Source organism: Lactococcus cremoris subsp. cremoris KW2 (assembly GCF_000468955.1).
Taxonomy (GTDB): domain Bacteria; phylum Bacillota; class Bacilli; order Lactobacillales; family Streptococcaceae; genus Lactococcus; species Lactococcus cremoris.
This window is the reverse complement of sequence record NC_022369.1, coordinates 1,455,550-1,482,545: the sequence shown is the minus strand read 5'-3', so window position 1 is coordinate 1,482,545 and position 26,996 is coordinate 1,455,550. Positions and strand designations below refer to the sequence as shown.

The 26,996-nt window shown below is 35.5% G+C and carries 31 protein-coding genes; 28 read left to right on the top strand and 3 right to left on the bottom strand.

What is annotated here, in order from left to right:
* Positions 1 to 130 precede the first annotated feature (130 nt).
* The 16 genes from KW2_RS12265 to KW2_RS06955 all read left to right on the top strand — a co-directional run bounded on the left by KW2_RS12265 (position 131) and on the right by KW2_RS06955 (position 15,141).
* Positions 131 to 1,039, top strand: coding sequence for a DUF2806 domain-containing protein (locus KW2_RS12265; protein WP_021037441.1), 909 nt, complete (start codon positions 131 to 133; stop codon positions 1,037 to 1,039).
* Positions 1,040 to 1,064: 25 nt separating this feature from the next.
* Positions 1,065 to 1,244, top strand: a complete 180-nt coding sequence (locus KW2_RS12130) for a hypothetical protein (RefSeq protein WP_187288337.1) — start codon at positions 1,065 to 1,067, stop codon at positions 1,242 to 1,244.
* Positions 1,245 to 1,266: 22 nt separating this feature from the next.
* Positions 1,267 to 1,551 carry a DUF3977 family protein gene (locus KW2_RS07020; protein WP_021037439.1) on the top strand — a complete coding sequence of 95 codons (285 nt, stop codon included), beginning with the start codon at positions 1,267 to 1,269 and terminating at the stop codon, positions 1,549 to 1,551.
* Positions 1,544 to 1,912: a VOC family protein gene (locus tag KW2_RS07015; RefSeq protein ID WP_021037438.1), complete on the top strand. Its 369-nt coding sequence runs from the start codon at positions 1,544 to 1,546 to the stop codon at positions 1,910 to 1,912. The genes KW2_RS07020 and KW2_RS07015 overlap by 8 nt, the downstream gene beginning before the upstream one ends.
* A 6-nt stretch (positions 1,913 to 1,918) precedes the next feature.
* Positions 1,919 to 2,713, top strand: coding sequence for an indole-3-glycerol phosphate synthase TrpC (gene trpC, locus KW2_RS07010; protein WP_021037437.1), 795 nt, complete (start codon positions 1,919 to 1,921; stop codon positions 2,711 to 2,713).
* Entirely contained in the window at positions 2,703 to 3,761 is a 1,059-nt protein-coding gene (locus tag KW2_RS07005) for a phosphoribosylanthranilate isomerase (protein ID WP_021037436.1), read from the top strand. The genes trpC and KW2_RS07005 overlap by 11 nt, the downstream gene beginning before the upstream one ends.
* Positions 3,751 to 4,323: a GNAT family N-acetyltransferase gene (locus KW2_RS07000; RefSeq protein ID WP_021037435.1), complete on the top strand. Its 573-nt coding sequence runs from the start codon at positions 3,751 to 3,753 to the stop codon at positions 4,321 to 4,323. Before KW2_RS07005 ends, KW2_RS07000 begins: the two co-directional genes overlap by 11 nt.
* A 45-nt stretch (positions 4,324 to 4,368) precedes the next feature.
* The gene (gene trpB, locus KW2_RS06995) at positions 4,369 to 5,574 is read left to right on the top strand and encodes a tryptophan synthase subunit beta (protein WP_011676415.1); all 1,206 of its coding nucleotides are present in this window, start codon (positions 4,369 to 4,371) and stop codon (positions 5,572 to 5,574) included.
* On the top strand, positions 5,574 to 6,335 hold the full coding sequence (trpA, locus tag KW2_RS06990; protein WP_021037434.1) for a tryptophan synthase subunit alpha: 762 nt from the start codon (positions 5,574 to 5,576) through the stop codon (positions 6,333 to 6,335). Before trpB ends, trpA begins: the two co-directional genes overlap by 1 nt.
* Before the next feature lie 181 nt (positions 6,336 to 6,516).
* Positions 6,517 to 7,359 (top strand): BglG family transcription antiterminator LicT, encoded by an 843-nt coding sequence (gene licT / locus KW2_RS06985; protein ID WP_041168642.1) that lies wholly within the window; start codon positions 6,517 to 6,519, stop codon positions 7,357 to 7,359.
* A 101-nt stretch (positions 7,360 to 7,460) separates the two neighbouring features.
* Entirely contained in the window at positions 7,461 to 9,398 is a 1,938-nt protein-coding gene (locus KW2_RS06980; protein WP_021037432.1) for a beta-glucoside-specific PTS transporter subunit IIABC, read from the top strand.
* A gap of 12 nt (positions 9,399 to 9,410) precedes the next feature.
* The gene (locus KW2_RS06975) at positions 9,411 to 10,847 is read left to right on the top strand and encodes a glycoside hydrolase family 1 protein (protein WP_021037431.1); all 1,437 of its coding nucleotides are present in this window, start codon (positions 9,411 to 9,413) and stop codon (positions 10,845 to 10,847) included.
* 163 nt (positions 10,848 to 11,010) lie between these two features.
* Positions 11,011 to 11,631, top strand: coding sequence for a GntR family transcriptional regulator (locus tag KW2_RS06970; protein ID WP_011676410.1), 621 nt, complete (start codon positions 11,011 to 11,013; stop codon positions 11,629 to 11,631).
* Between the two features lie 211 nt (positions 11,632 to 11,842).
* Positions 11,843 to 13,066 carry a quaternary amine ABC transporter ATP-binding protein gene (locus KW2_RS06965; RefSeq protein ID WP_011676409.1) on the top strand — a complete coding sequence of 408 codons (1,224 nt, stop codon included), beginning with the start codon at positions 11,843 to 11,845 and terminating at the stop codon, positions 13,064 to 13,066.
* A complete protein-coding gene (locus tag KW2_RS06960) occupies positions 13,059 to 14,780 on the top strand; it encodes an ABC transporter permease/substrate binding protein (protein WP_021037430.1) in 1,722 nt (573 codons plus the stop codon). Before KW2_RS06965 ends, KW2_RS06960 begins: the two co-directional genes overlap by 8 nt.
* 190 nt (positions 14,781 to 14,970) lie before the next feature.
* Positions 14,971 to 15,141: a DUF3042 family protein gene (locus tag KW2_RS06955; protein WP_011834970.1), complete on the top strand. Its 171-nt coding sequence runs from the start codon at positions 14,971 to 14,973 to the stop codon at positions 15,139 to 15,141.
* Between the two features lie 52 nt (positions 15,142 to 15,193).
* Here the strand turns inward: KW2_RS06955 and KW2_RS06950 are convergent, their stop codons facing one another.
* Entirely contained in the window at positions 15,194 to 15,772 is a 579-nt protein-coding gene (locus KW2_RS06950; RefSeq protein WP_021037429.1) for a transcriptional regulator, read from the bottom strand.
* A 269-nt stretch (positions 15,773 to 16,041) separates the two neighbouring features.
* Between KW2_RS06950 and KW2_RS06945 the strand changes: the two genes are divergently transcribed.
* The 5 genes from KW2_RS06945 (at position 16,042) to psiE (ending at position 19,928) form a co-directional block, all read left to right on the top strand.
* Positions 16,042 to 17,361 (top strand): DUF3440 domain-containing protein, encoded by a 1,320-nt coding sequence (locus KW2_RS06945; RefSeq protein WP_041168722.1) that lies wholly within the window; start codon positions 16,042 to 16,044, stop codon positions 17,359 to 17,361.
* Positions 17,343 to 17,885: an IbrB-like domain-containing protein gene (locus tag KW2_RS06940; RefSeq protein ID WP_021037427.1), complete on the top strand. Its 543-nt coding sequence runs from the start codon at positions 17,343 to 17,345 to the stop codon at positions 17,883 to 17,885. The genes KW2_RS06945 and KW2_RS06940 overlap by 19 nt, the downstream gene beginning before the upstream one ends.
* A 29-nt stretch (positions 17,886 to 17,914) precedes the next feature.
* Positions 17,915 to 18,217 carry a helix-turn-helix domain-containing protein gene (locus KW2_RS06935; RefSeq protein WP_011676403.1) on the top strand — a complete coding sequence of 101 codons (303 nt, stop codon included), beginning with the start codon at positions 17,915 to 17,917 and terminating at the stop codon, positions 18,215 to 18,217.
* A 281-nt stretch (positions 18,218 to 18,498) separates the two neighbouring features.
* Positions 18,499 to 19,443 carry a cation diffusion facilitator family transporter gene (locus KW2_RS06930; protein WP_021037426.1) on the top strand — a complete coding sequence of 315 codons (945 nt, stop codon included), beginning with the start codon at positions 18,499 to 18,501 and terminating at the stop codon, positions 19,441 to 19,443.
* Positions 19,444 to 19,496: 53 nt separating this feature from the next.
* Positions 19,497 to 19,928 (top strand): phosphate-starvation-inducible protein PsiE, encoded by a 432-nt coding sequence (gene psiE, locus KW2_RS06925; protein WP_011676401.1) that lies wholly within the window; start codon positions 19,497 to 19,499, stop codon positions 19,926 to 19,928.
* A gap of 70 nt (positions 19,929 to 19,998) precedes the next feature.
* On the opposite strand, the gene coaA is transcribed toward psiE, so the two are convergent.
* Positions 19,999 to 20,919, bottom strand: a complete 921-nt coding sequence (coaA, locus tag KW2_RS06920) for a type I pantothenate kinase (RefSeq protein WP_011834976.1) — start codon at positions 20,917 to 20,919, stop codon at positions 19,999 to 20,001.
* 188 nt (positions 20,920 to 21,107) lie between these two features.
* On the opposite strand from coaA, the gene KW2_RS06915 reads away from it, so the two are divergent.
* The 7 genes from KW2_RS06915 (at position 21,108) to KW2_RS06885 (ending at position 26,492) form a co-directional block, all read left to right on the top strand.
* The gene (locus tag KW2_RS06915; protein ID WP_011834977.1) at positions 21,108 to 21,704 is read left to right on the top strand and encodes a class I SAM-dependent methyltransferase; all 597 of its coding nucleotides are present in this window, start codon (positions 21,108 to 21,110) and stop codon (positions 21,702 to 21,704) included.
* A 34-nt stretch (positions 21,705 to 21,738) separates the two neighbouring features.
* Positions 21,739 to 23,031 (top strand): pyrimidine-nucleoside phosphorylase, encoded by a 1,293-nt coding sequence (locus KW2_RS06910; protein WP_021037424.1) that lies wholly within the window; start codon positions 21,739 to 21,741, stop codon positions 23,029 to 23,031.
* A 1-nt stretch (position 23,032) separates the two neighbouring features.
* A complete protein-coding gene (locus KW2_RS06905; RefSeq protein WP_011676397.1) occupies positions 23,033 to 23,221 on the top strand; it encodes a hypothetical protein in 189 nt (62 codons plus the stop codon).
* 12 nt (positions 23,222 to 23,233) lie between these two features.
* Entirely contained in the window at positions 23,234 to 23,896 is a 663-nt protein-coding gene (gene deoC, locus KW2_RS06900) for a deoxyribose-phosphate aldolase (protein ID WP_021037423.1), read from the top strand.
* The gene (locus KW2_RS06895; protein WP_021037422.1) at positions 23,883 to 24,275 is read left to right on the top strand and encodes a cytidine deaminase; all 393 of its coding nucleotides are present in this window, start codon (positions 23,883 to 23,885) and stop codon (positions 24,273 to 24,275) included. The genes deoC and KW2_RS06895 overlap by 14 nt, the downstream gene beginning before the upstream one ends.
* 267 nt (positions 24,276 to 24,542) lie before the next feature.
* Positions 24,543 to 25,598, top strand: a complete 1,056-nt coding sequence (locus tag KW2_RS06890; protein WP_021037421.1) for a BMP family lipoprotein — start codon at positions 24,543 to 24,545, stop codon at positions 25,596 to 25,598.
* A gap of 186 nt (positions 25,599 to 25,784) precedes the next feature.
* Positions 25,785 to 26,492 (top strand): GntR family transcriptional regulator, encoded by a 708-nt coding sequence (locus KW2_RS06885; protein ID WP_011676393.1) that lies wholly within the window; start codon positions 25,785 to 25,787, stop codon positions 26,490 to 26,492.
* A 7-nt stretch (positions 26,493 to 26,499) separates the two neighbouring features.
* On the opposite strand, the gene KW2_RS06880 is transcribed toward KW2_RS06885, so the two are convergent.
* Positions 26,500 to 26,940: a DUF4395 domain-containing protein gene (locus KW2_RS06880; RefSeq protein ID WP_021037420.1), complete on the bottom strand. Its 441-nt coding sequence runs from the start codon at positions 26,938 to 26,940 to the stop codon at positions 26,500 to 26,502.
* Positions 26,941 to 26,996: the final 56 nt, after the last annotated feature.

Genomic DNA, 26,996 nt, shown 5'->3' with positions numbered 1-26,996 from the left:
AGAAGAAGTATTGAAATTGAATATGCTGACGAGACATGCAGATGGTGTTGAAATCAAGCGGGAATTGCTCGCTTTTGAGGGGGCAAATTTGACGAGCAATTAGAATTGTTATGAGGAAAAGTAGAGAAAAATGAATACACCAAACTTACCACTCAAGGTGACAGTTGACGTTAATAAATTAATAGATCAAATACAACCTATTTTTAAAAATGATTTGACGAAGATGATTTCTGACTATTTTAGTACTAAAAGAATGGAAAATTTAGTAAAGATACTTTCAAAAGCTAGTGAAAGAATGAAAACTTTTGGAGTATCTTCGGCTGATTTAGATAACATCAGTACTAAGTTTAAAATTAATTGGTATACCTTGGCGTCACAAGAAGATGATGATTCTATTCAGGAGTTTTGGGCAAAATTGTTAGTTCAAGAGTGTTTAGAAAACAGTAGTGTTTCGTTACGAACATTGGATTTATTACATAAACTGACATCTACTGAAGCGATTATCTTAGATAACTATTTTTCTGAAATTTTATTTTATGATGACAACGGCAGGGGAGACGAAAAATATATTTTTCCACAAGTGGCTAGTTTATTTGGTCAAGATGATGAATATTATCCTGATATAAGCCGATTTAATTGGAATACTGCAAGTGAAAACTTTCAAGAAAATTTCGAACATTTGTCTGATATAGGTATATTTAGACTTTTTGATTTGGATATGGTTCAATATGCTTACTTTAGACGCCCAAAATTTGAAAAAGGATTAAAACAGTCTGAGTTTTCTGATAAAAAATATTACGAGGAAGAGGATCTTTTTAGATTTGATCCTGTCTATGAAAAAGGTAAAAAGCTTTTGCCTAAGGACCCAATAAGTGCATATAAATTAACTCAAGAGGGGAAAGAATTGTATTTTGCGTTACAGCCCTCATTTGAAGGAAGGATATGGAAGTGGTTTTTGAAAAGATTGGTTAAGGATTATCCTGAAATCAAAGTTACCGGTAGAGCCAAATGGGCAGAGCAGATAGTTTGGAAAGAATAAGTAATGAAAAAATTGAAATTTAATTGTGCGGGAACACTATGTAGCTATTGAGAAAGAAATGCCTAAATTGATGAATTTTATTGCCTTGCTTTATGGAAAATGGGAAAAAAATAAAGCTGTACGAGTCTACCAAGAAAGCTATCAAGAGGGGGATTACGTATCATTTATTATTGACCCTGATGATTATCAGATTGAAGCAGCTTAACACAATGGAGAGGCACACGAAAATGACAGAAAAAATATTCATTGAAATTGGTTTTGATTTAGACAATAACCAATTTGGTTTTGGCAGAAGCATCGAAATTGAATTTACTGACGGAACTGAAGAACGTTTCAAATTTGCTGACCGTTCTGTCAGTAAATCTCTCAAAGTAAAATCTCATTATTTACGAATTTGGCTAGGTAAAAAGGTTTTGGTCATAGACAGCGCAAATCCACACTTCGCATTTAAAAAGAAAAATCGAAATAATTTCAAGTTTGTCATTGGAAAATATGGAGAAAAAAATGATTGACCATTTAGATATTCATGTTCAATATTTATCACGAACAAAAATCTTTTATACAGCAGTTTTAGCAACGCTTGGCGGTTCTTTGATTGACGAAAGTAAAAATGGTCTGACTTATCAAACAGGAGAAACTGCTGACGGTTATATCTGGTTTGAAGAAGGCGAGCCTTACGCTTTTCATTTTGCTTTCCAAGCCAAGACCAAAGCCGAAGTTGACCAATTTTACAAAATCGCCTTAGAAAATGGTGGAAAAGATAATGGAAGGCCGGGCAATCGTCCCTCTAATCAAAAATATTACTACGCGGCATTCATCATTGACCCAGACGGTTATCGAATTGAAGCAGTCTGTCACACTGGAAAAGAGTAAGAAAATATGAACATAAAAGAAGGAAAATTCTTAGAAACAATCTTAGCAGAAAAAAAACAAGAGATAGCTCAAATGCCTGACGAAAATCCTGGAACAATTCGTCAAACTTATAGATTATATGATTACCTAAAAAAACATTCTGATCAACTTCAAGTCATTGCCGAAGTAAAAAAAGCTTCGCCAAGTCTTGGAGATATCAATCTCGAAGTAGACATTATCGCCCAAGCCAAAAATTATGAACGAGCTGGGGCTGCCATGATTTCCGTTCTAACTGACCCTGTATTCTTTAAAGGAAACATTGAATACCTCCGTGAAATATCTAAAAATGTTCAAATTCCAACACTTAACAAAGATTTTATCATTGATAAAAAGCAAATTAATCGAGCAGTCAATGCTGGTGCAACTGTTATTTTATTGATTGTCGCTTGTTTTGAAAATGACTTTGACAAATTAGAGGAACTCTACAATTATGCAATTTCACTAGGACTTGAAGTTCTAGTCGAAACGCATAATAAGGCCGAACTCGACAGAGCACATCAACTTGCTGCTAAAATTATTGGGGTCAATAATCGTAATCTAAAGACCTTCGAAGTGAGTTTACAAAACTCAACAGATTTGGTTCCTTATTTTAAAGAAGAGAATGTTTATATTTCTGAATCAGGTATTTTCGGTAAAAAAGAGGCACAAGAAGTTGCTGAAAATTTCAATGGAATTTTGGTTGGGACAGCATTGATGCAAGCAAATAATCTCACAAAATCACTGACAGATTTAAAAATCAAAAGGAAAAATGATGAACATTAAAATTTGTGGCTTATCAACAAAAGAGGCAGTCGATACGGCAGTAGCATCTGGCGCAACACATCTTGGTTTTATTCTTAGTCCCTCAAGGCGTCAAGTTTCTCCAGAAAAAGTAGCAGAGCTGACAAAGGACATCCCCAAAACGGTCAAAAAAGTAGGAGTCTTTGTCAATGAATCCCTTGATTTTGTCAAAAAAGCCATACAGATTGCCCAGTTGGACATTGTCCAACTTCATGGCGACGAGGATATGAATTACATCAATCAGCTGTCATTTCCTGTCATTAAAGCTGTGCGTCCTGACCAAGATTTTCGGCTCTACAAAGAGGTTATATTATTATTTGATAGCCCACAAGGAGGAAGTGGTCAAACTTTTGATTGGGATTCCATAAACCCTGAGCATCTTGGTGCTGATTACTTTATTGCTGGTGGACTCAGTCCTGAGAACGTAGGAAGAGCGATTCAACACTTTCCTAATGCTTTTGGGGTAGACGTATCCTCAGGAGTGGAGACTGCTGGGAAAAAAGATGTAGTTAAAATAAAAAGTTTTATTCAAAAGGCGAGTCTTGCTTCATCACAACAATTATTTGCGGAATTTTTACGAATCACTGGAAAATTAAATAAGTTTCAGATTAGTCCTTATTTAATGGGGAGCTTGGCAATTGAACAACTTGGAGATTTTTTTATAAATCCAGACGATATCGATATTCAGCTAGAGAAAGATGACTTTGAAAATTTTTCTAAATTAACCGAAATAATGGAAGACTTAGGCTATCAACTCATTGATCTACACGAACATAAATTTGAAAAAGGAAGATTTCATGTTGGCTTTGCAAATGTTGAAACAATCGATAGTTATGCGGATATTGATTATCATGAACTTCAACAAAATAAGCAAGCAACTAAGGAAAGATATTGGTTTCCAAATCTTGAACAATCAATTAAAATCTATCAAACAGCAATAAAAGATTCATGGCGAGATGGAAAACCCAAAGACCAAGTTATCCTAGACAAACTGATTGATTATCAAAAAAGGAACAATAATGAAAGATGACAGACAAAAGATTTCCTTTGAATACTACCGAAAAGCTGGAACAGATTTGATTCTGAGGACCATTCAAAAAGAAGATTTATTAGAACTTTGGGAAGTCAGCTATGGACCTCAAGCTGATTTAGAGTGGATGGCCTTCAATGGACCCTATTTTCAAGATTCAGTTTTAAGCTGGGAGGAATTTTCAGAAAAGACGACTTCAAAGATTAATCAAACCAATTTTGCACTTATCAGTTTCAAAAATCGAATCATTGGAAGCCTGTCTAGCTCCTGGGTAGATGGAAAATTACAAAAATGGCTTGAGTTTGGCATTGTAATTTATGACTCTAAAATGTGGGGACAAGGAATTGGTCAGAAAGTTATCCCTTTATGGATGGAAGAACTTTTTAAAAACTATCCAGAAATTCAACATCTTGGCTTTACCACTTGGTCAGGAAATCCAGGCATGATGAAATTAGGAGAAAAGTGTGGTTTACAACTTGAAGGACGAATCAGAAAAGTCCGCTTTTGGCAAGAAGAATGGCATGATTCAGTAAAATATGGAATTTTACGAGAAGAACAGTAAAAATAAAACAATTAAAAATATAACATTTACAAAAAGGAGAAATACATGACCTACAATCAACCCAATAACCAAGGATTTTATGGACAATTTGGTGGACAATTTGTCCCTGAAACTTTAATGACAGCCGTAAAAGAATTAGAAGTAGCTTATGAAGACAGTAAAAAAGATCCAGTCTTTCAAGCTGAACTAAAAGAATTGCTTAAAGATTACGTTGGACGAGAAAACCCACTTTATTTTGCTAAACGACTGACCGAATATGCTGGTGGTGCAAAAATCTATCTCAAACGCGAAGACCTTAATCACACCGGAGCTCACAAAATAAATAACGCCCTTGGCCAAGTCCTCCTTGCCAAAAAAATGGGAAAAAACAAAGTCATTGCTGAGACAGGAGCGGGCCAACATGGAGTCGCAACGGCAACAGCGGCTGCCCTCTTTGGCATGGAATGTACCATTTATATGGGTGAAGAAGATGTCAAAAGACAATCTCTTAATGTTTTTCGGATGGAATTGCTCGGTGCAAAAGTCCATTCAGTTACTGATGGTTCGCGCGTGCTTAAAGATGCGGTAAATGCAGCACTTAGAGCATGGGTTGCTCAAGTTGAGGACACACATTATGTAATGGGTTCAGTTCTCGGACCTCACCCGTTCCCACAAATTGTTCGTGATTATCAAGCCGTCATTGGTCAAGAAGCACGTGCACAATTCTTAGAAAAAGAAAATAAACTACCAGATGCTTTAGTGGCTTGTGTTGGGGGCGGTTCAAACTCGATGGGACTTTTCTACCCATTCGTTAATGACGAATCAGTAGAGATGTATGGTGTTGAAGCAGCTGGGCTTGGTATAGATACTCCACACCATGCAGCAACAATTACTAAAGGGCGTCCAGGAGTTTTACACGGCACACTTATGGATGTTCTTCAAGATGAAAATGGACAAATACTAGAAGCCTTCAGTATTTCTGCTGGTTTAGACTATCCAGGAATTGGACCTGAACATTCTTATTTCAATGCGGTCGGCCGTGCAAAGTATGTTGATATTACTGATGAAGAAGCCCTTGAAGGTTTCAAGATCTTATCTCGCACAGAAGGAATCATACCGGCCCTTGAAAGCTCTCACGCGATTGCCTATGCGGTCAAATTAGCTAAAGAACTAGGTTCAGAAAAAACAATGATTGTTTGCTTATCAGGTCGCGGCGATAAAGATGTTGTTCAAGTTAAAGAACGTCTTGAAGCAGAAAAAGAGGTGAAATAATGAAAACTTTACAAGCAAAATTGAGCAATAAAAAAAATAATTTTGTTCCATATATTATGGCAGGTGACCATGAAAGAGGATTAGAAGGGCTCAATGAAACCATTCAACTTCTTGAACAAGCCGGGAGTTCTGCCATTGAAATTGGTGTACCCTTCTCAGACCCCGTTGCTGACGGACCAGTAATTGAACAAGCTGGCTTACGAGCCTTAGCCAAAAATGTTTCACTATCAAAGATTCTTGACAGCTTAAAATCAATTGAAACAGAAGTTCCTCTTGTCATTATGACTTATTTTAATCCTGTCTATCAGTTTGGAATTGAAAATTTTGTTACGGCTCTTGAGAATACACCAGTAAAAGGTCTAATTATTCCTGATTTACCTAAAGAACATGAAGCTTACATTAAGCCTTTTATTACTGATAAGGATATTTGCTTAGTACCTTTGGTGTCATTAACCACACCAATTTCTCGTCAGAAAGAATTAGTGAGTGGTGCTGAAGGATTTATATACGCCGTAGCAATTAATGGCGTTACAGGAAAAGAAAATGCCTATAGTGATCAATTAGACCAACATTTAAAAGCATTATCATCTTTGACGGAGCTTCCAGTTTTGACTGGCTTTGGAATTTCGAGCCAATCCGATATTGAGCGTTTTAACAAAGTATCATCGGGAGTTATTGTTGGTTCAAAAATTGTCCGAGACCTTCATGACAAGAAAGAAAAAGAAGTGATTGATTTTATCGAAAATGCCATCAGATATTAAATGAAAAAATAATAAAAAAAATACTAAAACATTCTTGACACCCTCAGACTTAAATGATATACTTTATTTAAAGTAAAACGGTTACAAAAACTGGATAGTGATTATTAAGTTAAGCTAGACCTTATCAAGCCTATAAATTTATAGGGAGGATAAGGTCTATTTTTGTGAAATGGAGAAAAATGTGAAAATCAAAAAAGTTTTAAACAACAATGTTGTCATCGCTCAAAACACTAATGATGAAGAGACTATTCTTATGGGATTGGGGCTAGGATTTGGTAAAAAAGCAGGTGAAGTTGTTGAAGATAATAAAATTGAAAAGATTTTCGCATTAAAAGTAACTTCTGACCAACAAAATTTTTCAGAGTTGCTATCAGAAATTCCAAGTGAAATTGTTGAACTTTCAATTTTGACCCTTTCTGAAGCAAAAATGAGATTTGATAAATCAATTTCTGATACGGTTTTGGTATCCTTTGCTGATCATCTTAACGCAGCGATTATTCGAGAAAAAGAAAATATTACTATCAAAAATTTTCTTTTATGGGATATTAAACGATTTTTTCCAGAAGAATTTCAAATTTGTCTTGAAACTTTGAAAAAAGTTAAAGAGCAATGTGGAGTAACACTTCCAGAAGATGAAGCTGGTTTTCTAGCAATGCACATTGTCAATGGAACCTTAGGAAGCGGTCACGAGTATGCGACTGAACTTACAAAACTAATGGAAGAAATATTGACAACTTTGAAGTATACGCTACAAGTGAACTTTAATGAACAAGATATTTATTTCCAAAGATTTATCACTCATCTCAAATTTTTTACTGAACGGATTCTTTCAAAGGCTCAGCCTGATGAAAGTAGTGATGAGGATTTATATCAACTCATTACACGGAAATATCCAAGAGCTTATTTAGGGACAAAAAAAGTTAGTGAGTTTCTTGAGCAAACAAGGGCATATCAAGCTTCGCAAAATGAACAAATCTATATGACTGTTCACATTGCTCGAATCTTGGAAAAAATCCAAGATTAAAATTTAAAGTGGCACTAAGCCACCTATCAAATAAGGTAACAATTGGATCGTGACATTAAGTTGGCGAAACCTCCTATAAATATAATATATTGGAGGTCTGTATGGGCAAATATGAAGCTCTTGCAAAAGACATTGTAGCAAACGTAGGAGGAAAAGAAAATATCCTCTCATTGACAAACTGTGTGACACGCTTACGCTTTAAACTAAAAGATGATAAGCAAGCAAACACAGAAGTTTTGAAAAACATGGATGGTGTTGTCACGGTCATGCAAGCCGGAGGGCAATATCAAGTTGTTATCGGCAATCATGTTCCTGACGTACGTGCTGATGTTGACACAGTCATCGGAAAAATTGAAGAAAAGGCTGAGGATAAACCTGCCGAAAAGACAAATTTATTTAATCAATTTGTTGAAATGATTTCTGCAATCTTCCAACCAATTCTTGCACCGCTTGCAGCAGCAGGGATGATTAAAGGGATTTCTGCAATCCTCTCATTCTCTTTAGGACAAAGTTTCCAAGCTTCATCTACGTACGCTGTTTTAAATGCAATGGGTGATGGGCTCTTTGTCTTCTTGCCAATCTTTATTGGATATACTTCAATGAAAAGATTTAAAGGGTCACCATTCTTGGGGATGATGATTGCAACAGCTCTTGTTTATCCTGGATTTGCTGATGGAAGTATTGCAAAAACGTTTGCTGAACACGGAGGATTGAATTTTATTGGTATATCATTTTCTGTTCCAGTAGCAGGCTATGGGGCATCAGTTATGCCAATCATTGCTATTACGGCTTTAGCAGCATTCTTGGAAAAACAACTTAAGAAAGTTATTCCTGATGTCGTCAAACTATTTTTAGTTCCATTAATTACAACATTAATCGTTGTTCCGCTCGGTTTCTTAGTGATTGGTCCAACAATGAATCTTGTTTCTGATATGCTTGGTAAAGGATTAATTGCTCTTCAAGGTTTCAATCCAATTATCTTTGGGCTTATTTTAGGATTTGTTTGGCAAATCTTAGTGATGTTTGGGCTTCATTGGGCTTTGGTACCCTTTGCTATCATTTCAATTGCTCAAGGGCAGCCAACTACATTATTGATTGCGACTGGTATGGCATCGTTTGCTCAAACTGGAGCTGTTGGTGCCATTATGTTAAAAACTAAAAATAAACGATTACGTGAACTCTCAATTTCAGCCTTCATTTCTGGTTGGTTTGGGATTACAGAACCTGCCATCTACGGGATTACTCTTCCAAAGAAAAGACCTTTCTGGGCGTCATGTATTGTAAGTTCTGTTCTTGGCGCAGCAGCAATGGGTATGGGAATTACAGCTTACACTCTTGGTGGAATCGGAATTTTCAGCTTTACAACTAATATCTCGCTTGATGGTGATATTTCTGGTGCTGTAAAGAAAATGATTTTAGCTCTACTTGCCGTTGTTTTAGGATTTGCTTTGACATGGATTTTAGGATTTGAAGACGACCCTGCTGATATTGAGTCTAAAAAAGAAAGTAAAAAAACTTCAACTACCAAACTCGCTACTAACCCAAGTTTTTCTAAACAAATAATTTCTGCTCCTATTGAAGGAGAGGTTCTTCCGTTAGCTCAGGCCCAAGATGCAGCATTTGCATCAGGCGTGATGGGAAATGGCTTAGTTATTGAGCCAAAAGTCGGAGAAGTTGTTGCACCTTTTGATGGAACAGTGAGTATGATTTTTCCAACAAAACATGCAATTGGACTAATTTCTGATAATGGTTTAGAAGTTTTGATTCATGTTGGCATGGATACCGTTCAACTTGATGGAAAATACTTTGAAAGTTTTGTTTCACAAAATCAACCAGTCAAAAGAGGTGACTTACTGATTAAATTTGATATTGAAGGAATAAAAAATGCAGGTTACAGTACTCAAGTGCCAATTATCATCACTAATACACAAGATTATGCCGAAATAGAATTGACAGAGAAAAAGACAATAAAACAAAATGAATTGATGGTTACGACATATTCGGAAACCGCAACTGAATTAGCAGTAAATCCTGCTTAGAAAAGAGAGAATATGGCTTTTTCAGAAAAATTTTTATGGGGTGGAGCAACCGCTGCTAATCAATTAGAAGGTGCTTACGATGCAGAAGGTAAAGGATTATCTGTTGCTGATGCAATGCCTGGAGGAAAAGACCGGATAAAAATCATTAATCATCCAGATTTCAATTGGGATATTGAAGAAGATAAATATATTTACCCGAACCATGATGGAATTGACCACTTTCATCACTTTAAAGAGGATATTAAATTATTTGCTGAAATGGGATTTAAAGCTTACCGTTTTTCAATTGCTTGGTCACGGATTTTTCCAAAAGGAGATGAATCAAGTCCCAATGAACTTGGTTTGGCATTCTATGATCAAGTTATTGATGAATGTTTGAAATACAATATTGAGCCGGTAGTTACTATTTCTCACTATGAAATGCCACTTTATCTTGTAAAGGAGTATGGCGGTTGGAAAAATAGAGCCTTGATTGATTTCTATGTTAATTATGCCAAAGTCTTACTTAATCGCTATCAAGACAAAGTTAAATATTGGATGACTTTCAATGAGATAAATTCAGCCCTATTCTTCCCAGCTTTGGGACAAGGTCTCGTGCCATCCAATGGTTCTGATGATAAAACAAATATTTTTCAAGCTTGGCACAATCAATTTGTAGCGAGTGCTAAGGCGGTAAAATATGGTCATTCTCTGGATAAGGATTTAATGATTGGCTCTATGAGCGTCTATTCGACTACTTATTCCTTTGATTCAAATCCAATAAATCAATTGGCAACCCAACAAAGTATTCAAGATTTTAATTATTTTTGTAATGACGTCCAAGTTCGGGGAGAATACCCTGCATTTACCGAGCGTTTCCATAAAGATCAAAATGTTAAGTCATCTGATTTAGAGATTAGTTCAGAAGATTTACAAGTTCTAAAAGAAGGAAAGGTTGACTATATTGGCTTTAGCTATTATATGTCTGCTACAAAATCTAAAACTGGTGATGGAGCTAAAGCATCAGGGAATATGATTATGGGCGGGATAAAAAATCCTTTCTTAAAAGAGAGTGAATGGGGATGGGCAGTTGACCCTGACGGTCTCCGCTATGCTCTCAATGACTTATATGGTCGTTATCAAGTTCCGCTGTTTATTGTTGAAAATGGCTTAGGGGCAATTGATAAAATAGAAGAAGATGAGACTGTTCAAGATGATTATCGTATAGATTATCTCAAAAAACATATTCAAGCAATGAGTGAAGCCCTTGAAGATGGTGTAGACCTTATGGGCTATACACCTTGGGGTTGTATTGACTTAGTTTCGGCCTCAACAGGTGAAATGAGTAAACGTTATGGCTTTATTTATGTTGACTTAGATGATGAAGGAAATGGTACGAAAAAACGTTCTAAGAAAAAATCATTTGAGTGGTATAAAGAAGTTATTGCGTCAAATGGTGAAAAACTATAAAAAAGAGCTTCTCGATAAGAGAGGCTCTTTTATTATTGGTCTTTAGAAAGCAAGCCGATGTGGTATAGATTGAAAAATAATAAATAAAGCGCTATAATATGAGGGAATTTTGTTTTGCTTAGGTAAAGTAGATTTTCAATGTTTTGTGATAAGGAGAATTAAAGTGCGGATAGCAAGACAGCCAAGATACCAACAAATTGCCCTGCAAATAGCTGAAAGAATTGTTCGAAATGAACTTAAGGTTGGACAGAAGATATATGCCAGATCGACTCTTGCAACAACCTTTGGTGTCTCACCAGAAACAGCACGTAAGGCTATAAGCGTCTTAGGAGATTTGGGAATTGTTGACCCTGTTCATGGAAGTGGTGTAATTATTGCATCAAAACAAAAAGCGCAAGAATATTTAGCGCAATATCAAGAAGTAGAAACAATGCAAGACTTGCGAACACAAATCATGCAGAGTGTGGAGAGTCAAAGAAGAGAATTGGCAAATTTTTCATCTTTCCTAGATAAATTGGTTGATCAAACTGAACATTTTCAAAAAATAAATCCTTTGACCCCGATTGAATTTGAACTAGAAAGAGATTCCGAAAAATTCGGAATGAGTTTGGGTGAAATGAATCTTTGGCAAAATACAGGAGCAACAGTTGTTGCAATTTTACAGAATGAAGAATTAATAGTTTCACCGGGTCCTTATGCAACTTTAAATCAAGGAGATACCTTATATTTCGTAGGAGCTTCTGATACAGGACAAATTGTCCAAAACTTCTTTTATGGCAACTAAAGACATCGTTTACAAAACGATGCTTTTTTTTAAGTTCAAATTTAGTTAGTTGACATAGTGACTACATATTGTTATTATTGAGTGGTCACTTTAAATGAGAAAATCACTTGTGTAACCTAAAACTTCTAATTTATAATTAACTATTTATTTTGGAAATTCTTTTCTAAAAAAAGTTTTCGGCTCATGAGTAATAGAATAAAGGAGAGTTATTTTGCCAGTAAAAGTCAAAATTGAACATTTAACTAAAATTTTTGGTAAACGGATTAAAACTGCATTGACTATGGTCGAGCAAGGTGAACCCAAAAATGAAATTTTGAAAAAAACCGGTGCAACTGTTGGGGTTTATGATACAAATTTTGAAATCAATGAGGGAGAAATTTTTGTTATCATGGGTTTGTCCGGTTCAGGGAAATCAACTTTGTTGCGTTTGCTTAATCGATTGATTGAACCAACCAGTGGGAAAATATTTATCGATGACCAAGATGTTGCCACTTTGAATAAAGAAGATTTGCTTCAAGTTCGCCGTAAGTCAATGAGTATGGTTTTTCAAAACTTCGGTCTTTTTCCACATCGAACAATTTTAGAAAATACTGAATATGGTTTAGAAGTTCAAAATGTACCAAAAGAAGAAAGACGCAAACGTGCCGAGAAAGCTTTAGATAATGCGAACTTGTTAGATTTTAAAGACCAATATCCTAAGCAATTGTCTGGTGGGATGCAACAACGGGTTGGGCTTGCACGTGCCTTGGCCAATGATCCAGAGATTTTGTTAATGGATGAAGCCTTTTCTGCGCTTGATCCATTAATTCGCCGTGAAATGCAAGATGAATTACTTGAACTTCAAGCTAAATTCCAAAAAACAATCATTTTTGTTTCCCATGACTTAAATGAAGCCCTTCGTATTGGTGATCGTATTGCGATTATGAAGGATGGTAAAATCATGCAAATTGGTACGGGTGAAGAAATCTTAACAAATCCAGCAAACGATTATGTTAAAACTTTCGTTGAAGACGTAGATCGTGCCAAAGTAATTACTGCTGAAAATATCATGATTCCAGCCTTAACAACTAACATTGATGTCGATGGCCCAAGTGTTGCCTTGAAAAAAATGAAAACTGAAGAAGTCAGCTCATTAATGGCTGTTGACAGAAAACGTCAATTCCGTGGGGTTGTTACTAGTGAGCAAGCTATTGCTGCTAGAAAAAACAATCAATCATTGAAAGATGTGATGACAACTGATGTTGGGACAGTCACTAAAGAAATGCTTGTAAGAGATATCTTGCCAATTATCTATGATGCTCCAACTCCATTAGCCGTTGTTGATGATCAAGGCTACTTAAAAGGAATTCTGATTCGGGGAATTGTCCTAGAAGCTTTGGCAGACATTCCTGATGAAGTAGAAGAAATAGAGAAAGAGGAGGAGAAGAATGATTGATTTAGTGATTGGAAAAATACCATTAGCCAACTGGGTATCGTCAGCAACAGATTGGATTACAAGTACATTTAGTTCGGGTTTTGATGTGATTCAAAAATCAGGAACAGTGTTGATGAACGGAATAACAGGTGCTTTAACTGCAGTTCCATTCTGGCTGATGATTGCTGTTGTTACTATCCTAGCAATTTTGGTTTCAGGTAAAAAGTTTGCCTTCCCATTGTTTACTTTTATTGGTCTTTGTTTAATTGCCAATCAAGGCTTATGGTCAGATTTGATGAGTACGATTACCCTTGTCTTACTTTCAAGTTTGTTATCAATTATCATAGGGGTCCCTCTAGGAATTTGGATGGCAAAATCTGAACTAGTAGCTAAGATTGTTCAACCTATATTGGACTTCATGCAAACCATGCCTGGTTTTGTTTATTTGATTCCAGCAGTTGCCTTCTTTGGTATTGGGGTTGTTCCTGGGGTATTTGCTTCAGTAATCTTTGCTTTGCCACCGACTGTCAGAATGACTAACTTAGGTATTCGCCAAGTTTCAACTGAATTAGTTGAAGCAGCAGATTCATTTGGTTCGACTGCCCGTCAGAAGTTATTTAAATTGGAATTTCCTTTAGCTAAAGGAACAATTATGGCTGGTGTTAACCAAACAATTATGTTGGCTCTTTCTATGGTCGTTATTGCCTCTATGATTGGTGCACCTGGTTTAGGTCGTGGAGTACTTGCTGCTGTTCAATCAGCTGATATTGGTAAGGGATTTGTAAGTGGGATTTCATTAGTTATTTTGGCTATTATTATTGACCGCTTTACGCAAAAACTTAATGTTTCTCCTTTAGAAAAACAAGGAAATCCTAAGCTCAAAAAATGGAAACGTTGGATTGCTATCGTTTCATTGTTAGCCTTAATTGTTGGTGCTTTTTCGGGAATGTCTTTTGGGAAAAAATCTTCTGATAAAAAAGTGGATTTAGTTTATATGAACTGGGACTCAGAAGTTGCGTCAATCAATGTTTTGACCCAAGCAATGGAAGAACATGGTTTTGATGTTACAACGACTGCACTTGATAACGCAGTTGCTTGGCAAACTGTGGCTAATAGTCAAGCTGATGGAATGGTTTCTGCTTGGTTGCCAAATACTCATAAGACTCAATGGAAAAAATATGGTAAGTCTGTTGAGTTATTAGGTCCAAATCTTAAAGGCGCTAAAGTAGGATTTGTTGTGCCAAGTTATATGAACGTGAATTCAATTGAAGATTTGACTAATCAGGCCAATAAAACAATCACAGGAATTGAGCCTGGTGCAGGTGTCATGGCTGCCAGTGAAAATACACTTAAGAGCTATAGTAATCTTAAAGATTGGAAACTTGTTCCTTCATCATCTGGTGCAATGACTGTTGCTCTTGGTGAAGCCATTAAACAACATAAAGACATTGTAATTACTGGTTGGTCTCCTCATTGGATGTTCAATAAATATGATTTGAAATACTTAGCTGATCCGAAAGGAACAATGGGGACTTCAGAAAATATTAACACAATTGTGCGCAAAGGATTGAAAAAAGAAAATCCTGAAGCTTATAAGGTTTTGAATAATTTTAATTGGACCACTAAAGATATGGAATCTGTTATGCTTGATATTCAAAATGGTAAGACACCAGAAGCAGCTGCAAAAGCTTGGATTAAAGACCATCAAAAACAAGTTGATAAATGGTTTAAATAATAAGATTATTATTAACTTTAAAAAAACTTTCTGACATTATAGTTAGAAGGTTTTTTATTATTTCATTCTAAGTTTATTATTTTTAGATTTATAACATTTATGTTAAAATATGCTTGTAGAGTTAACTAAGAAAATCTCAGTGAAGTTTTCTTAGTTGATGATTTATCTATAAAATTAGGAGGAGAAAGAAATGAATCGTACATTTATTAAAGGCTTTTTGGCGGGGAATGCACTTTTGTTAGCAGGAATTACTGCTGCAGCTATCGGTGTTAAAGCAAAAGTTATCAATCCTATCAAGAAAAAAGAAGAAAAAATTGAAATGGGCAGAAAAAGAGCAGCTCGAAAACGTATTGCTCCTTAAAAACAAAACTTTAATTGAAAAACGTAAATCTTTTGATTTACGTTTTTTTGTTTTAATCAATTCCTTTAAAAATCAGCTCATGGACAGAAGAATTCATGAAAAAGAGAAATTTTGGTCGAAATTTTTCTAATTCAAGCGGAATATCGGCCTCTAACCACAGAGTTAAGACGGTAATAAGTTGTGCATTAAAATATTTGAGCAATTCTTGTCCGGTAAAATAATTTGATAAATCGTGCTCTCTGACGAGAAAATTGAACCGTTTCTCAGCCCATTTCCAAGTTCGGTCACTAATTGTCTTAATTAGACGAAAGGGAAGCTGAGAACTATAAATGATATGAGCCTCAGCTTTGTGTTTCCAAAGAATAGGAAGCATAATATCGGCAAGAATTTCCAGAGAGACTTCCTCACAATTATACAGTAGCAATTGCTGATTGACTTCGTCAACGATGTTTAAATAAATATATTCTACAATACTGGGAACACCATTTTTAAAATTGCTTGTTATCGTTGTTCTAGTGATGTGAGAGCGTTTGGCGATTTCTTCAATGTTTATCTTGCCATTTTCGGAAGCGATGTTTAAGAGGCTGCGAACGATAATTTCTTTCGTATCTTTTGTCATTTCAATTCCCATTTTATACTCAAATGAAGCATAAAATCCTTTCTTTTATGGGAGGATTCTTCTAAATATCAAAAAATAAAAATAATCTGTTTCAGTTAGTTTTTCTTATTTTTTTGAATATTATAGCATTATTTTATTCAAAAATTAATTGTTTTGGTTAATTTTTAGTTTGATAAAAACTTTTACAAAGTATTTCGTTTTGTGTAATATATAAGTGTTGATAGTTTTGACAGAGCGCTTTGAAAAAATGAAATCAATTAATTAAATGAAAGGAAGATATGGTGAAGGTTTATCAAAAAGAAAATGTTTACGAAGCTTTTAATCATAGATTAGATTATATTTGTGATTATTTTGACCATCTTATTATCTCTTTTTCTGGTGGTAAAGATTCAGGATTGATGTTGGAATTGGTTTATCTTTATTATAAAAGCCATAAATTGGCCGAAAAAGGAATAAAGGTTTCAGTTTTCTATTTGGATTATGAAGGAAATTATCAAGAAACCAAAGATTATATTCATCGTTCGATGGGAAAATATCCTGAGTTTGAATATTATCATATTTGTTTGCCTGTTTCGGCTTCTTGTGGAATTTCAATGTCACAATCGACTTGGTTACCTTGGGACCCAGACCATAAGGAATTGTGGTTGAATACTATTCCTAAAGGAGCCATTCATTTAGAAAATCAAGATTTTTCATTTTTCAAAGTTGGAATGTCAGATTATGATTTTCAAAGTAAATTTTGTCAGTGGCTTCATAATGAAAAAGGGGCGACTAGAACGGCTGTTTTGGTTGGAATACGTGCCCAAGAAAGTTTGAATCGTTATAATGCGGTGACGCGAGATGAAACATTCTCACGATTTGGAACAACAAATTACAGTCATCGTATTAGTAAAGATGTCTTTAATTTCTACCCAATGTATGATTGGTTATTTGCAGATATTTGGCGAGCGAATGCTAAATTTGAGTTTGATTATAATCACCTCTATGACTTATATTATCAAGCAGGTGTGCCTTTTAAATCGATGCGAGTCGCTAACCCTTTCCATCAGTGTGGTGTTCATTCGCTTAAACTTTATCAAGCTTTAGAACCTGAAACATGGGGGAAGTTGGTGGGACGAGTCAATGGGGCAAACTTTGCGGCCCTTTATGGAGGAACGCAAGCGATGGGATATCGTGGAGCGGTCCTACCCAAAGGTCATACTTGGCAGTCTTACGTTGAATTTCTACTGGATACTTTGCCGGAAGAAACCAGGAATGTATATCGTAAAAAGTTCCAATCATCAATGGACTATTGGATGAGAACCGGTGGGGCATTACCGGTAAATGTCGTCGAGGAATTGAAAACAAGCGGATTGGATTTTGAATGTTTGGGGGCTCCAACCAATAAACGCAAATATAAACAGGCCTATGAGCTTATTCGTTTTAAGAACTATCCAGATGATGTACCTATTAAAAATTTTAGATTGGTGCCCTCATATAAGAGGATGTGCATTACAATTTTGAAAAATGACACTTCTTGTCAGTATATGGGTTTTGGTCAAACGAAAGATGAATTACAAAAGAAACAAGAGGCAATGGAAAAATGGGAGACATTTTTATAAGCCCAGCTTATCAAATTAAACGAGTGCCTATCGAGAAGATTAGGGCTAACGCTTATAATCCGAATCGAACAGCACCTCCTGAATTTCGGCTACTGGAACGTTCTATTTTGGAAGATGGCTATACGATGCCTATCGTTTGTTATTACGATAAGGAAAATGATTTTTATGAGATTGTTGATGGATTTCATCGCTATTTGGTCATGAAAAGGTCAGAAGAAATTGCTCAACGGGAAGGAAATTGTTTACCTGTTTCAATTATTGACCGGCCACTTGAAAATCGAATTGCCAGTACTATTCGTCACAATCGAGCTAGAGGAACACATTCAATTGAGTTAATGACAGAAATTGTTCAGCAGTTGGTGGAATCGGGTTTGAGTGATCAGTGGATTATGAAACACATTGGAATGGACAAAGAGGAGTTGCTTCGCTTGAAACAACTCAGCGGTCTGGCTTCACTTTTTCAAAATCAAGACTTTTCTCGTTCTTGGACATGGAAGGAAGATGAAGAGATAAGTGAAGAATAGATTTATTAGAAAAGAAAAGGAAAACTACAATGGCACAAGAATATTTATTTGTTTACTCTAGATTAAAATTATTAATCAAAGAAGCTCATAAGTCTTTTAATCAAGTTGAACGAGAATTAGGTTATCCTCGAAATACTTTGAAAAATTATAAATACAAGAAAAAACCAAGTGTTGGTCGTGTTTTCGAAATGGCAAATTATTTTAATGTTTCTATTGAATTTTTATTAGGAATGGAAGAAGAGACAGATAAAACGAGTTTAACTTATCGTTTGGAAAAAATAAATCGGGAGAAAAAAGAGCTCGAAATTTTGCTTCTAGAAAAAGAAATTTAGTGTTTATGCGATAAATCTTATAGACACTAAAATGTTTACGTTAAGGGATTGACACTTTTTTGTAAATGATGTATTATTATCTTAGTTAAAGGAATACTCTGATGAAGTGTTTATTTAACTTCTTTTCTTACATAGTATTGAGGATAGGTCTATTGATTTATTCTCTAGAGGTTCTTTCCTATGGAGAGAACCTTTTATTTTGAGATAAAAGTAACAGATTAAATCTTAAATTAGGGCTTATGTTATAATAGATAATATATTGAATAGAAAAAGGGATATTTATGGAAGAAAAGAAACCTTCAGGAATGTTTGCAGTTTTTGCAGCACTTGGAGCAAATGTTTTAGTGGCAATTAGCAAGTTTATTGGTTTTGGTTTATCAGGTTCGGCTGCGATGTTAAATGAAAGTATTCACTCGGTGGTGGATTGTGGAAATCAAATTTTACTTTTATTTGGTGACCGTCGATCAAAACAAGCAAGTACGAATTTGCATCAATTTGGTGAGGCACGTGCGAAATATTTCTTTAGTATGATTGTGGCAACTTTCCTATTTTTTGGTGGTGGGGTTATCGGAGTCATGGAGGCTTACGATAAGCTTGTTCATCCAGCCCACACTGTAGAAAATACTGGAATTATTATTGGGATTTTACTGATAGGTATGCTCATTGAGGGTTCTTCACTAAGAATTGCCTTTAAAGAAATTGGTGAATTAAACACGGAAAAATTGCCTATTTTCAAATTTTTACATGAGAGTCGTCATAGTGAAATTTTAGTTATTTTTACTGAGGATTTGTGTGCAATCATTGGTTTACTTTTGGCTCTTTTAGGGACTGTTTTAACAATGGTTACTGGCAATCCTATCTTTGATGCAATTAGTGGTTTGTTGATTGGATTCTTATTGATGGCTGCGGCGATTTTCTTGACTAGAGAATTTTATAGTTTGATTGTTGGGGAACGTGTGACAGACAGTGATTTAGAGAAGATTTTATCTGCCTTTGAACGTTCTGAGGTTGAACGAGTAATTAATGTCAAAACGGTTCATCTGGGTCCAACAGAAATCTTGATTGCGGCTAAAATTGATTTGGTCAGCAAACTTGTGTTAGAGGATTATGAAATTATAAATCAGATTGAAGCTGAAATTAGAAAGAAAATTAGCGATAAAAAGTGCTATATTTATATTGAAATTGACGAATTTGTTCAAGACTATGTTCAATCTTCTGATTTATAAGCATAATTTACTGACAGAAATATTTTAATGAGGAGAAAAGAAGGAGAAGGCCTATGAAAAATTTTTTTAATCATATTGAACTGAAATTTGCTAATCTTTTATCGAAAATTAGTTTTATGTTGCTCATGGTAGTTGGGCTTTTGATGGTTTATTTTCTATTTAGAGAGGTTTATAATCTCGTTTTACTGGCTTTTCTTTCTGAGAGTGAAGTTCATTATTACGATATTTTGGAAAGTATTCTTTCCTTCTTTATCTTCTTTGAATTTTTAACTTTAATCATCACTTCATTGAGAAACAAGGGACATGTGTCACTGATTTTCTTATTATCACTGGGAATTACTTCGCTTATCCGATTATTATTGACTTATCATGAACGTTTAGTGGGCGTTCTTTTGATTGCTAGTGCCATTCTCATCTTGATTATCGGTGTTTTCATCTTAAAGAAATTCATTTTTCCAAATGATGATACAGCAGATTATTTCTAATTTTGCCTGACAGTTCTGTCAGGCAAAATAAATAAATAAAAAATTACTGACAGATTTGTCAGTAATTTTTTTAGAATTTTTTTAGATATATTTTATCAATGTGATGATTTTCTGCCTTATGGAGAATGATTTCTGCCCGATTTCTTGTGGGTTCAATATATTCTCGGAGATTGACACGATTGACACGTGCCCATGTTTCACGGGCTAAATTTAGTACTTTGTCCTCAGGCATTTTTGTAAATTGATGATAGAAATTTGTTTGGTCATACTTTGCTAATTTTAAAAGACTATCAAAGCGTTCAAGGTACCATTTTTCAATGAGTTTTTCGTCAGCGTCAACATAGATTGAAAAATCATAAAAATCGCTGATGTAAAGGAGTTGATTTTGCGGATTTTGTAAGACATTAATCCCCTCAACAATTAAAATATCGGGACTGTCAATAATTTGACTTTGATTAGGTAAAATATCATAAGTTTCATGAGAATAAATCGGAACTTCAAATCTTTCGCCATTTTTGACATGATAAAGAAAACTTGTCAGTTTTTCCATATCGTAGCTTTCTGGAAAACCTTTACGGTCGAGAATTCCCATATTTTTTAAATCATCAGTTGTGTATAAAAATCCGTCAGTTGTGACTAAATCTACAGTTAATTTTGGAAATGCACGTGAGAGAAGAAGTTGGAGGAGCCTTGCTGTGGTTGATTTACCAACGGCTACTGACCCCGAAATTCCAATAATCAAAGGAGGAGTTTTGACGATTTTTTGCAAAAAAAGTCCCTTAGAATAGCTCATATCTTCTAAATTTTTTTTATATAAACGAAGAAGATGAATCAGAGGTAGATAGACGTCCTCCACGTCTTGTAAGCTGATTTCGTCATTGAGTGAGCGAATTGATTCTAATTCATCATGTGTTAATGGGGCGATAGAAGTATTGTAAAGATTTTGCCAAGTTTCACGGCTAATTTCGTCAAAATTAATGAATTCATTCATGACAAATATTTTATCATATTTTTGGTCTATCGAGGTAAAAAAACTAATAAATCTGTAAGCGTATTAAATATGTTACTGACAACTTTTGAGCTTAGTGGTCAGTGAAAAGTGTAAGAGATTACAAAATAGGTGAAATTTCTAAAAATTTTTTGAAGATAAAAAAGGGCTTTTATGTTAAAATTAAATCAATGGTTAAAACAAATATGTATTATGAAGATAATCAAGATCTTTCGCATGACTTCCAAACACTAACAGTTGATTTATTAGGACTGTCAATGCGTTTTAAAACTGATCGTGGTGTCTTTTCAAAAAATGGAATTGATTATGGTTCACGTGTTTTATTAGAGAACTATCAGCCCGAAGGCGCAAAAACGCTTTTAGATGTTGGCTGTGGCTATGGAACACTGGGACTGACCTTAGCTAAAAAGTTTGATTTAAGTGTGACAATGGTAGATGTCAATAGTCGGGCGCTTGATTTATGTCGCCAAAATGCAATTGATAATGCTGTCAGTAATACTGAAATTGAACTTTCAAATATCTATGAAGCTGTCAGTGAAAAATATGATGCAATTATCTCAAATCCTCCCATTAGGGCTGGGAAAGAAGTCGTTCATGAAATTTTAACTGGTGCCTTTGATTATCTTAATGATGGTGGACATTTAACAATTGTAATTCAAAAAAAACAAGGAGCTCCATCTGCTCAAAGAAAAATGGAAGAGGTCTTTGGCAACTGCCAGCTAGTGGCAAGGGATAAAGGATACTTTATTCTTAGAAGTTATAAATGATTAATCACTGATTATATAAAATGAGGAGAAGTCTATGACCTATCGAATGGTTGATCTCATTCAAAAGAAGAGAGACGGCGGAGCATTTAGCAAGTCTGAAATCGATTGGATGATTGAAAATTATGTCAATGGAACTGTGCCAGATTATCAAATGTCGGCTTTGGCCATGGCAATTTATTTTAAAGGAATGACGACACAAGAGACTGCCTATCTCACGATGGCTATGGTTCATTCAGGTAAAGAATTTGATTTGTCAACTATATCTGGTATCAAAGTGGACAAACATTCTACCGGAGGGGTGGGCGACAAGGTCACGCTGATTTTGGCGCCTTTAGTTGCTTCATTCGGTGTTCCAGTTGCCAAAATGTCAGGACGAGGTCTTGGACATACTGGGGGAACACTTGATAAATTAGAATCTATTCCAGGTTTCAAGTTTGAAAAAACAGAAGAAGAATTTATCAAACAAGTTAAAGAAACTGGAATTGCCATCATCGGCCAATCCGATGAATTAGTTAAAGCTGATAAGTTGCTCTATGCTCTTCGAGATGTCACGGCGACTGTTGATATTATCCCTTTAATTGCAAGTTCGGTCATGTCTAAAAAAATTGCTGCAGGCTCTGACGCTATTTTACTGGATGTCACAGTGGGCGATGGTGCCTTCATGAAATCAGTAGATGATGCACGACTTCTGGCTCAAACAATGGTCGACCTTGGAAAATCTGTCGGTCGTGAAACCGTGGCTGTCATTACTAATATGAGTCAGCCGCTTGGTTTTGCAATTGGGAATCGGAATGAAATGACAGAAGCAGTTAATACTTTGCAAGGAAATGCACCCAAAAAATTCCAAGTCTTTATCGCTGAGCTTGCTCAAATTATGCTGCAACTTGCGGGACTCGAAAAATCAATAGCTGAAATTTTAGAGCATTTTAATAATGGCTTAGCTTACAAAAAGTTTGTTGAAATGGTTAAAGCCCAAGGGGGTGACCCATCTGCTTTTGAACAGCTGACAGCTCCTCTTAAAGTGAAATATCAAGTTGATATTCATGCCAAAGCATCAGGATTTATTTCTGAGGAAAAAGCGTTAGGAATCGGCTTGCTTGCCATGAAATTAGGTGCTGGACGGGCAACTAAAGCAGATGAAATTGATTTTGAAGCAGGTGTTACCTTGACCAAAAAAGTAGGAGATCGAGTTGAAGTAGGTGAGCTTATCGCCAGCCTCTATTCTAATCGAAAAATTACTGACGAATTAGTTGCTGAATTCAATGATAGCTTAGTCATTAGTGACCAGCAAATTGAGCAAAAAGAAATTATAGAGATTATCAGATAAGATGAAAAATGATTTAAAAATTCCAACACCAGTGATGGCTTTGCAAGTGATTCTGTCAGCTTTAGCTGGGGCGGCCACAAAATTATATTTACAAAATTTGGGCTGGCTTATTCAACTTATTGCTTTTATCATTATTTTCGTCGTTGTCTATCTCATTGTCGGAATGATTTATTTAAGATTAAAAAAATAGAAAGAACATACAATGCAAATTAATAAATATATTGACCATACTATTCTCAAGGCAGATGCTCCAAAATCTAAAGTTCAACAAATCATTGATGAAGCAAAAAAATATGATTTTATGAGTGTTTGTATCAACCCAACTTGGGTAAATTATGCCAGTCAAGAACTCAAAGACTCTGATGTAAAAGTATGTACAGTTATTGGCTTCCCTTTAGGTGCTAATACTTCTGAACTCAAAGCATTTGAAGCTAAAAACGTCATTGAAAATGGGGCTGACGAAATTGACATGGTCATTAATATTGGTGCAGCCAAATCTAAGGATTGGGATCTTGTTGAGTCAGATATTGCAGCTGTAAATGCTGTGAAAGGCGATAAACTACTCAAGGTGATTATTGAAACAAGTCTTTTGACTGACGAAGAAAAAATTAAAGCTTGCCAAATTGCTAAGGCTGTTGGTGCTGATTTTGTCAAAACTTCAACAGGTTTCTCAACTGGAGGAGCGACAGTCCATGATGTAAAATTAATGCGTCAAACTGTAGGCCCAGATATGGGAGTTAAAGCCTCTGGTGGTGTTCATAATCTTGAAGAAGCAAAAGCAATGATTGACGCTGGAGCAACTCGTCTTGGAGTTTCTGCTGGTGTCGCAATTATGGAAGGTCTTACCTCAAATGACAGCTACTAAAGAGATGATAGCGGCTGCTCGTGAGGCAGCAAGTCTAGCCTACGTCCCTTACTCACACTTTCCAGTTGGAGCAGCTTTTCTAACAGCTGATGGTCAGGTTATTAAAGGCTGCAATATTGAAAATGCTAGTTTTGGTTTATCAAATTGTGCTGAACGGACAGCTATTTTTAAAGCAATTTCAGAAGGTGTCAAAGATTTTGATGCACTCTATGTTTTTGGAGAAACAGAAGAACCAATTAGCCCTTGTGGTGCTTGTCGGCAAGTACTTGCAGAATTTTGTCCAGCCGATATGCCAGTTTATCTTATCTCAAAAGATGATAAAGTAAAAGCAACGTCTGTCGAAGGACTTTTACCTTATTCTTTTAAAAGCCTTGATTAAGTAAAAATGTAAAAGTTAAATATGCTATCTTTAGATAGCATATCAATTTGCAATCAAAGTAAGCGCTTCATGTCTTGTCTTAAATATAAAGTAATAATGGTAATTGCCGATAAATATAAATGTTTTTTGTGTTTTTGTTAGTTATTTCCGAACGTTAAGCAAGAAAATGAAATATTTCGCTAAATTATGCTTGCAAAAAGATACAATATAGCTTAAAATAGTCTTAAGCTAAATTTAGCCAAACAAAATTCGGAGGATACCCTTTCCATGAAAAAACGCGTAATCGCAGTTAGTGCTATTGCACTTGCATCAGTCGCAGTCCTTGCAGGATGTCGTTCACATGACGCATCTGGAACTTCAGGTAAAGTAAAAACTGACCTTAAAGCAGCAATCGTCACCGATACTGGTGGTGTAAATGACCGTTCGTTTAACCAATCCGCTTGGGAAGGTCTTCAAAGCTGGGGGAAAGAAAATAACCTGAAAAAAGGTACTGGATACACTTACTTCCAATCTAATTCAGCTTCAGATTACACGACTAACTATAACTCTGCGGAGCAACAAGGTTACAAACTTTTGTTTGGTATTGGATTCTCTTTACAAGATGCGACATCAGCAGCAGCGAAAAATAATCCAAAATCTAACTTTGTTATCGTTGACTCTGTCATTAAAGACCAAAAGAATGTAACTTCAGCAACTTTTGCAGATAACGAAAGTGCTTATCTTGCTGGTGTAGCTGCGGCCAAAGCAACTAAAACGAACAAAATTGGTTTCATCGGTGGAATGCAATCAGATGTTATTACTCGTTTTGAAAAAGGTTATGTAGCTGGTGCTAAGTCTGTAAAATCAGACATCAAAGTTGATATTCAATATGCTGGTTCTTTCTCTGATGCGGCTAAAGGTAAAACAATCGCAGCAGCAATGTATGGCTCTGGTGATGATGTTGTTTACCAATGTGCGGGTGGCGTAGGAACAGGGGTCTTCAGTGAAGCTAAAGCCTTGAACTCAAGTAAAAATGAAGCTGACAAAGTTTGGGTTATCGGTGTTGACCAAGACCAAGAATACCTTGGAGAATACAAATCTAAAGACGGTAAAGATTCTAACTTCGTTCTTGTTTCAACAATCAAAGAAGTAGGAACTGTTGTAAAAGATATTGCTGACAAGACTAAAGACGGTAAATTCCCTGGTGGAACAATCGTTACTTACAACCTTAAAAATGGTGGTGTAGATTTAGGACTTGATAACGCAACTTCAGAAATTAAAGATGCAGTTGCCAAAGCCAAAACAGATATCATTGATGGAAAAATTACTGTTCCTTCAAAATAATTAAAGATAATTTAAAAATAAAAAGAGTTAGTGCATGCTAATTCTTTTTTATATTTTTAAAAACAATAGAAGATAAGATTTGCGATTATTTTAAATGTTCTTGATTTGTAAGTCAACTGAACTATGATATAATGGTAGACAGATATTAAAGTGGTATATATTGTTATTATTTAGTTAGGGGGAACTATGGCAAGAAAATCAGTACCAAATTATGTAAAAATACATGATGCCTTAAAAGATGAAGTTGAAAAAGGCATCTGGAAAATTGGACAACGTCTTCCAAGCGAACGAGATTTAGCCGAGCGTTTTACAGTTAGCCGTATGACAGCCAGACAAGCTGTGACAGCTTTAGTAGATGAGGGAATTCTCGACCGTCGAGTAGGTTCTGGAACCTACGTTGCTAGCCGACGTGTGCGTGAAAAAATGCGTGGAACAACTTCTTTTACAGAAATTATCAGTTCGCAAGGCAAGGTTCCCTCAACAGAAGTCTTAAGTTATATTAGAACTGCTCCTAATGAAGTTGAATGTGAGAAGTTGAACATCACTAAAAAAGATTCGATTATTCGAATGGAGCGGATTCGATATGCTGATAATGTTCCCATTTGTTATGAAGTGGCAAGTATTCCATTTAAATTAGTGAAATCTTTTGATAAAAAAGAAATTACTAGTAATTTCTTTAAAACTTTGGAAAGCCATGGGCATGAAATTGGTCGGAGTGAACAAATTGTTTCGGCAAAGAGAGTCAGTACAGAAGTATCAGAATACTTAAAAACAAGAGTTGGAGCTGCTATACTTGGTTTAACACAGGTTTCTTATCTGGTAGATGGAACTGCTTTTGAATATGTTTTGTCACAATATGTTGGTGACCGTTTTGAATTTTATTTGGAAAGATAAAAAGGACCTAATGAAGTCCTTTTTTTACTTGCCGACGATATTGATACTGACGAAGTTGAAAATGAATCCAACAGCCCACACAAAAGCCACTTAAAGCGATGGAAGCAGCGAGGAAAACAAATGCGGCAAAAACAATTGCCAAAATAGGGTGATGGGTAAGAGAAGCAATCAAGCTGGCACTCAATAAGCTTGTAGCAATAATTTGATTAAAACGAAGGTCGGACTTATCTTCAAGAACATATTCTGAGGCCTTTCTTTTTAAAAAACGTTTAGCAATAAGAATAACAAAATTTCGTTCAAACAATATGCCAGACAATCCGGCGAGAATCGGGAGTAGAAGAATCCAATAAAAATTACTGACCACTGCTAAAATAATGCTAAGTACAATAAAAGTTTGATTAGTACGCACGAGTGGGCGAGGGATACCCTGAAAAGTAGTTTTAGCCATAAAAAATCTCCAATCTTGATAAGTTGATTCTATCGTAATTGGAGAGACTTGGTCTT

Excerpts from the sequence above, each read along its gene's own strand:
- KW2_RS12265 (WP_021037441.1), top strand. The coding sequence starts at position 131 with ATGAATACACCAAACTTACCACTCAAGGTGACAGTTGACGTTAATAAA.
- KW2_RS07020 (WP_021037439.1), top strand. The coding sequence starts at position 1,267 with ATGACAGAAAAAATATTCATTGAAATTGGTTTTGATTTAGACAATAAC.
- KW2_RS07015 (WP_021037438.1), top strand. The coding sequence starts at position 1,544 with ATGATTGACCATTTAGATATTCATGTTCAATATTTATCACGAACAAAA.
- trpC (WP_021037437.1), top strand. The coding sequence starts at position 1,919 with ATGAACATAAAAGAAGGAAAATTCTTAGAAACAATCTTAGCAGAAAAA.
- KW2_RS07005 (WP_021037436.1), top strand. The coding sequence starts at position 2,703 with ATGAACATTAAAATTTGTGGCTTATCAACAAAAGAGGCAGTCGATACG.
- KW2_RS07000 (WP_021037435.1), top strand. The coding sequence starts at position 3,751 with ATGAAAGATGACAGACAAAAGATTTCCTTTGAATACTACCGAAAAGCT.
- trpB (WP_011676415.1), top strand. The coding sequence starts at position 4,369 with ATGACCTACAATCAACCCAATAACCAAGGATTTTATGGACAATTTGGT.
- trpA (WP_021037434.1), top strand. The coding sequence starts at position 5,574 with ATGAAAACTTTACAAGCAAAATTGAGCAATAAAAAAAATAATTTTGTT.
- KW2_RS06980 (WP_021037432.1), top strand. The coding sequence starts at position 7,461 with ATGGGCAAATATGAAGCTCTTGCAAAAGACATTGTAGCAAACGTAGGA.
- KW2_RS06975 (WP_021037431.1), top strand. The coding sequence starts at position 9,411 with ATGGCTTTTTCAGAAAAATTTTTATGGGGTGGAGCAACCGCTGCTAAT.
- KW2_RS06960 (WP_021037430.1), top strand. The coding sequence starts at position 13,059 with ATGATTGATTTAGTGATTGGAAAAATACCATTAGCCAACTGGGTATCG.
- KW2_RS06955 (WP_011834970.1), top strand. The coding sequence starts at position 14,971 with ATGAATCGTACATTTATTAAAGGCTTTTTGGCGGGGAATGCACTTTTG.
- KW2_RS06950 (WP_021037429.1), bottom strand. The coding sequence starts at position 15,772 with ATGGGAATTGAAATGACAAAAGATACGAAAGAAATTATCGTTCGCAGC.
- KW2_RS06940 (WP_021037427.1), top strand. The coding sequence starts at position 17,343 with ATGGGAGACATTTTTATAAGCCCAGCTTATCAAATTAAACGAGTGCCT.
- KW2_RS06935 (WP_011676403.1), top strand. The coding sequence starts at position 17,915 with ATGGCACAAGAATATTTATTTGTTTACTCTAGATTAAAATTATTAATC.
- KW2_RS06930 (WP_021037426.1), top strand. The coding sequence starts at position 18,499 with ATGGAAGAAAAGAAACCTTCAGGAATGTTTGCAGTTTTTGCAGCACTT.
- psiE (WP_011676401.1), top strand. The coding sequence starts at position 19,497 with ATGAAAAATTTTTTTAATCATATTGAACTGAAATTTGCTAATCTTTTA.
- coaA (WP_011834976.1), bottom strand. The coding sequence starts at position 20,919 with ATGAATGAATTCATTAATTTTGACGAAATTAGCCGTGAAACTTGGCAA.
- KW2_RS06915 (WP_011834977.1), top strand. The coding sequence starts at position 21,108 with ATGGTTAAAACAAATATGTATTATGAAGATAATCAAGATCTTTCGCAT.
- KW2_RS06910 (WP_021037424.1), top strand. The coding sequence starts at position 21,739 with ATGACCTATCGAATGGTTGATCTCATTCAAAAGAAGAGAGACGGCGGA.
- KW2_RS06905 (WP_011676397.1), top strand. The coding sequence starts at position 23,033 with ATGAAAAATGATTTAAAAATTCCAACACCAGTGATGGCTTTGCAAGTG.
- deoC (WP_021037423.1), top strand. The coding sequence starts at position 23,234 with ATGCAAATTAATAAATATATTGACCATACTATTCTCAAGGCAGATGCT.
- KW2_RS06895 (WP_021037422.1), top strand. The coding sequence starts at position 23,883 with ATGACAGCTACTAAAGAGATGATAGCGGCTGCTCGTGAGGCAGCAAGT.
- KW2_RS06890 (WP_021037421.1), top strand. The coding sequence starts at position 24,543 with ATGAAAAAACGCGTAATCGCAGTTAGTGCTATTGCACTTGCATCAGTC.
- KW2_RS06885 (WP_011676393.1), top strand. The coding sequence starts at position 25,785 with ATGGCAAGAAAATCAGTACCAAATTATGTAAAAATACATGATGCCTTA.
- KW2_RS06880 (WP_021037420.1), bottom strand. The coding sequence starts at position 26,940 with ATGGCTAAAACTACTTTTCAGGGTATCCCTCGCCCACTCGTGCGTACT.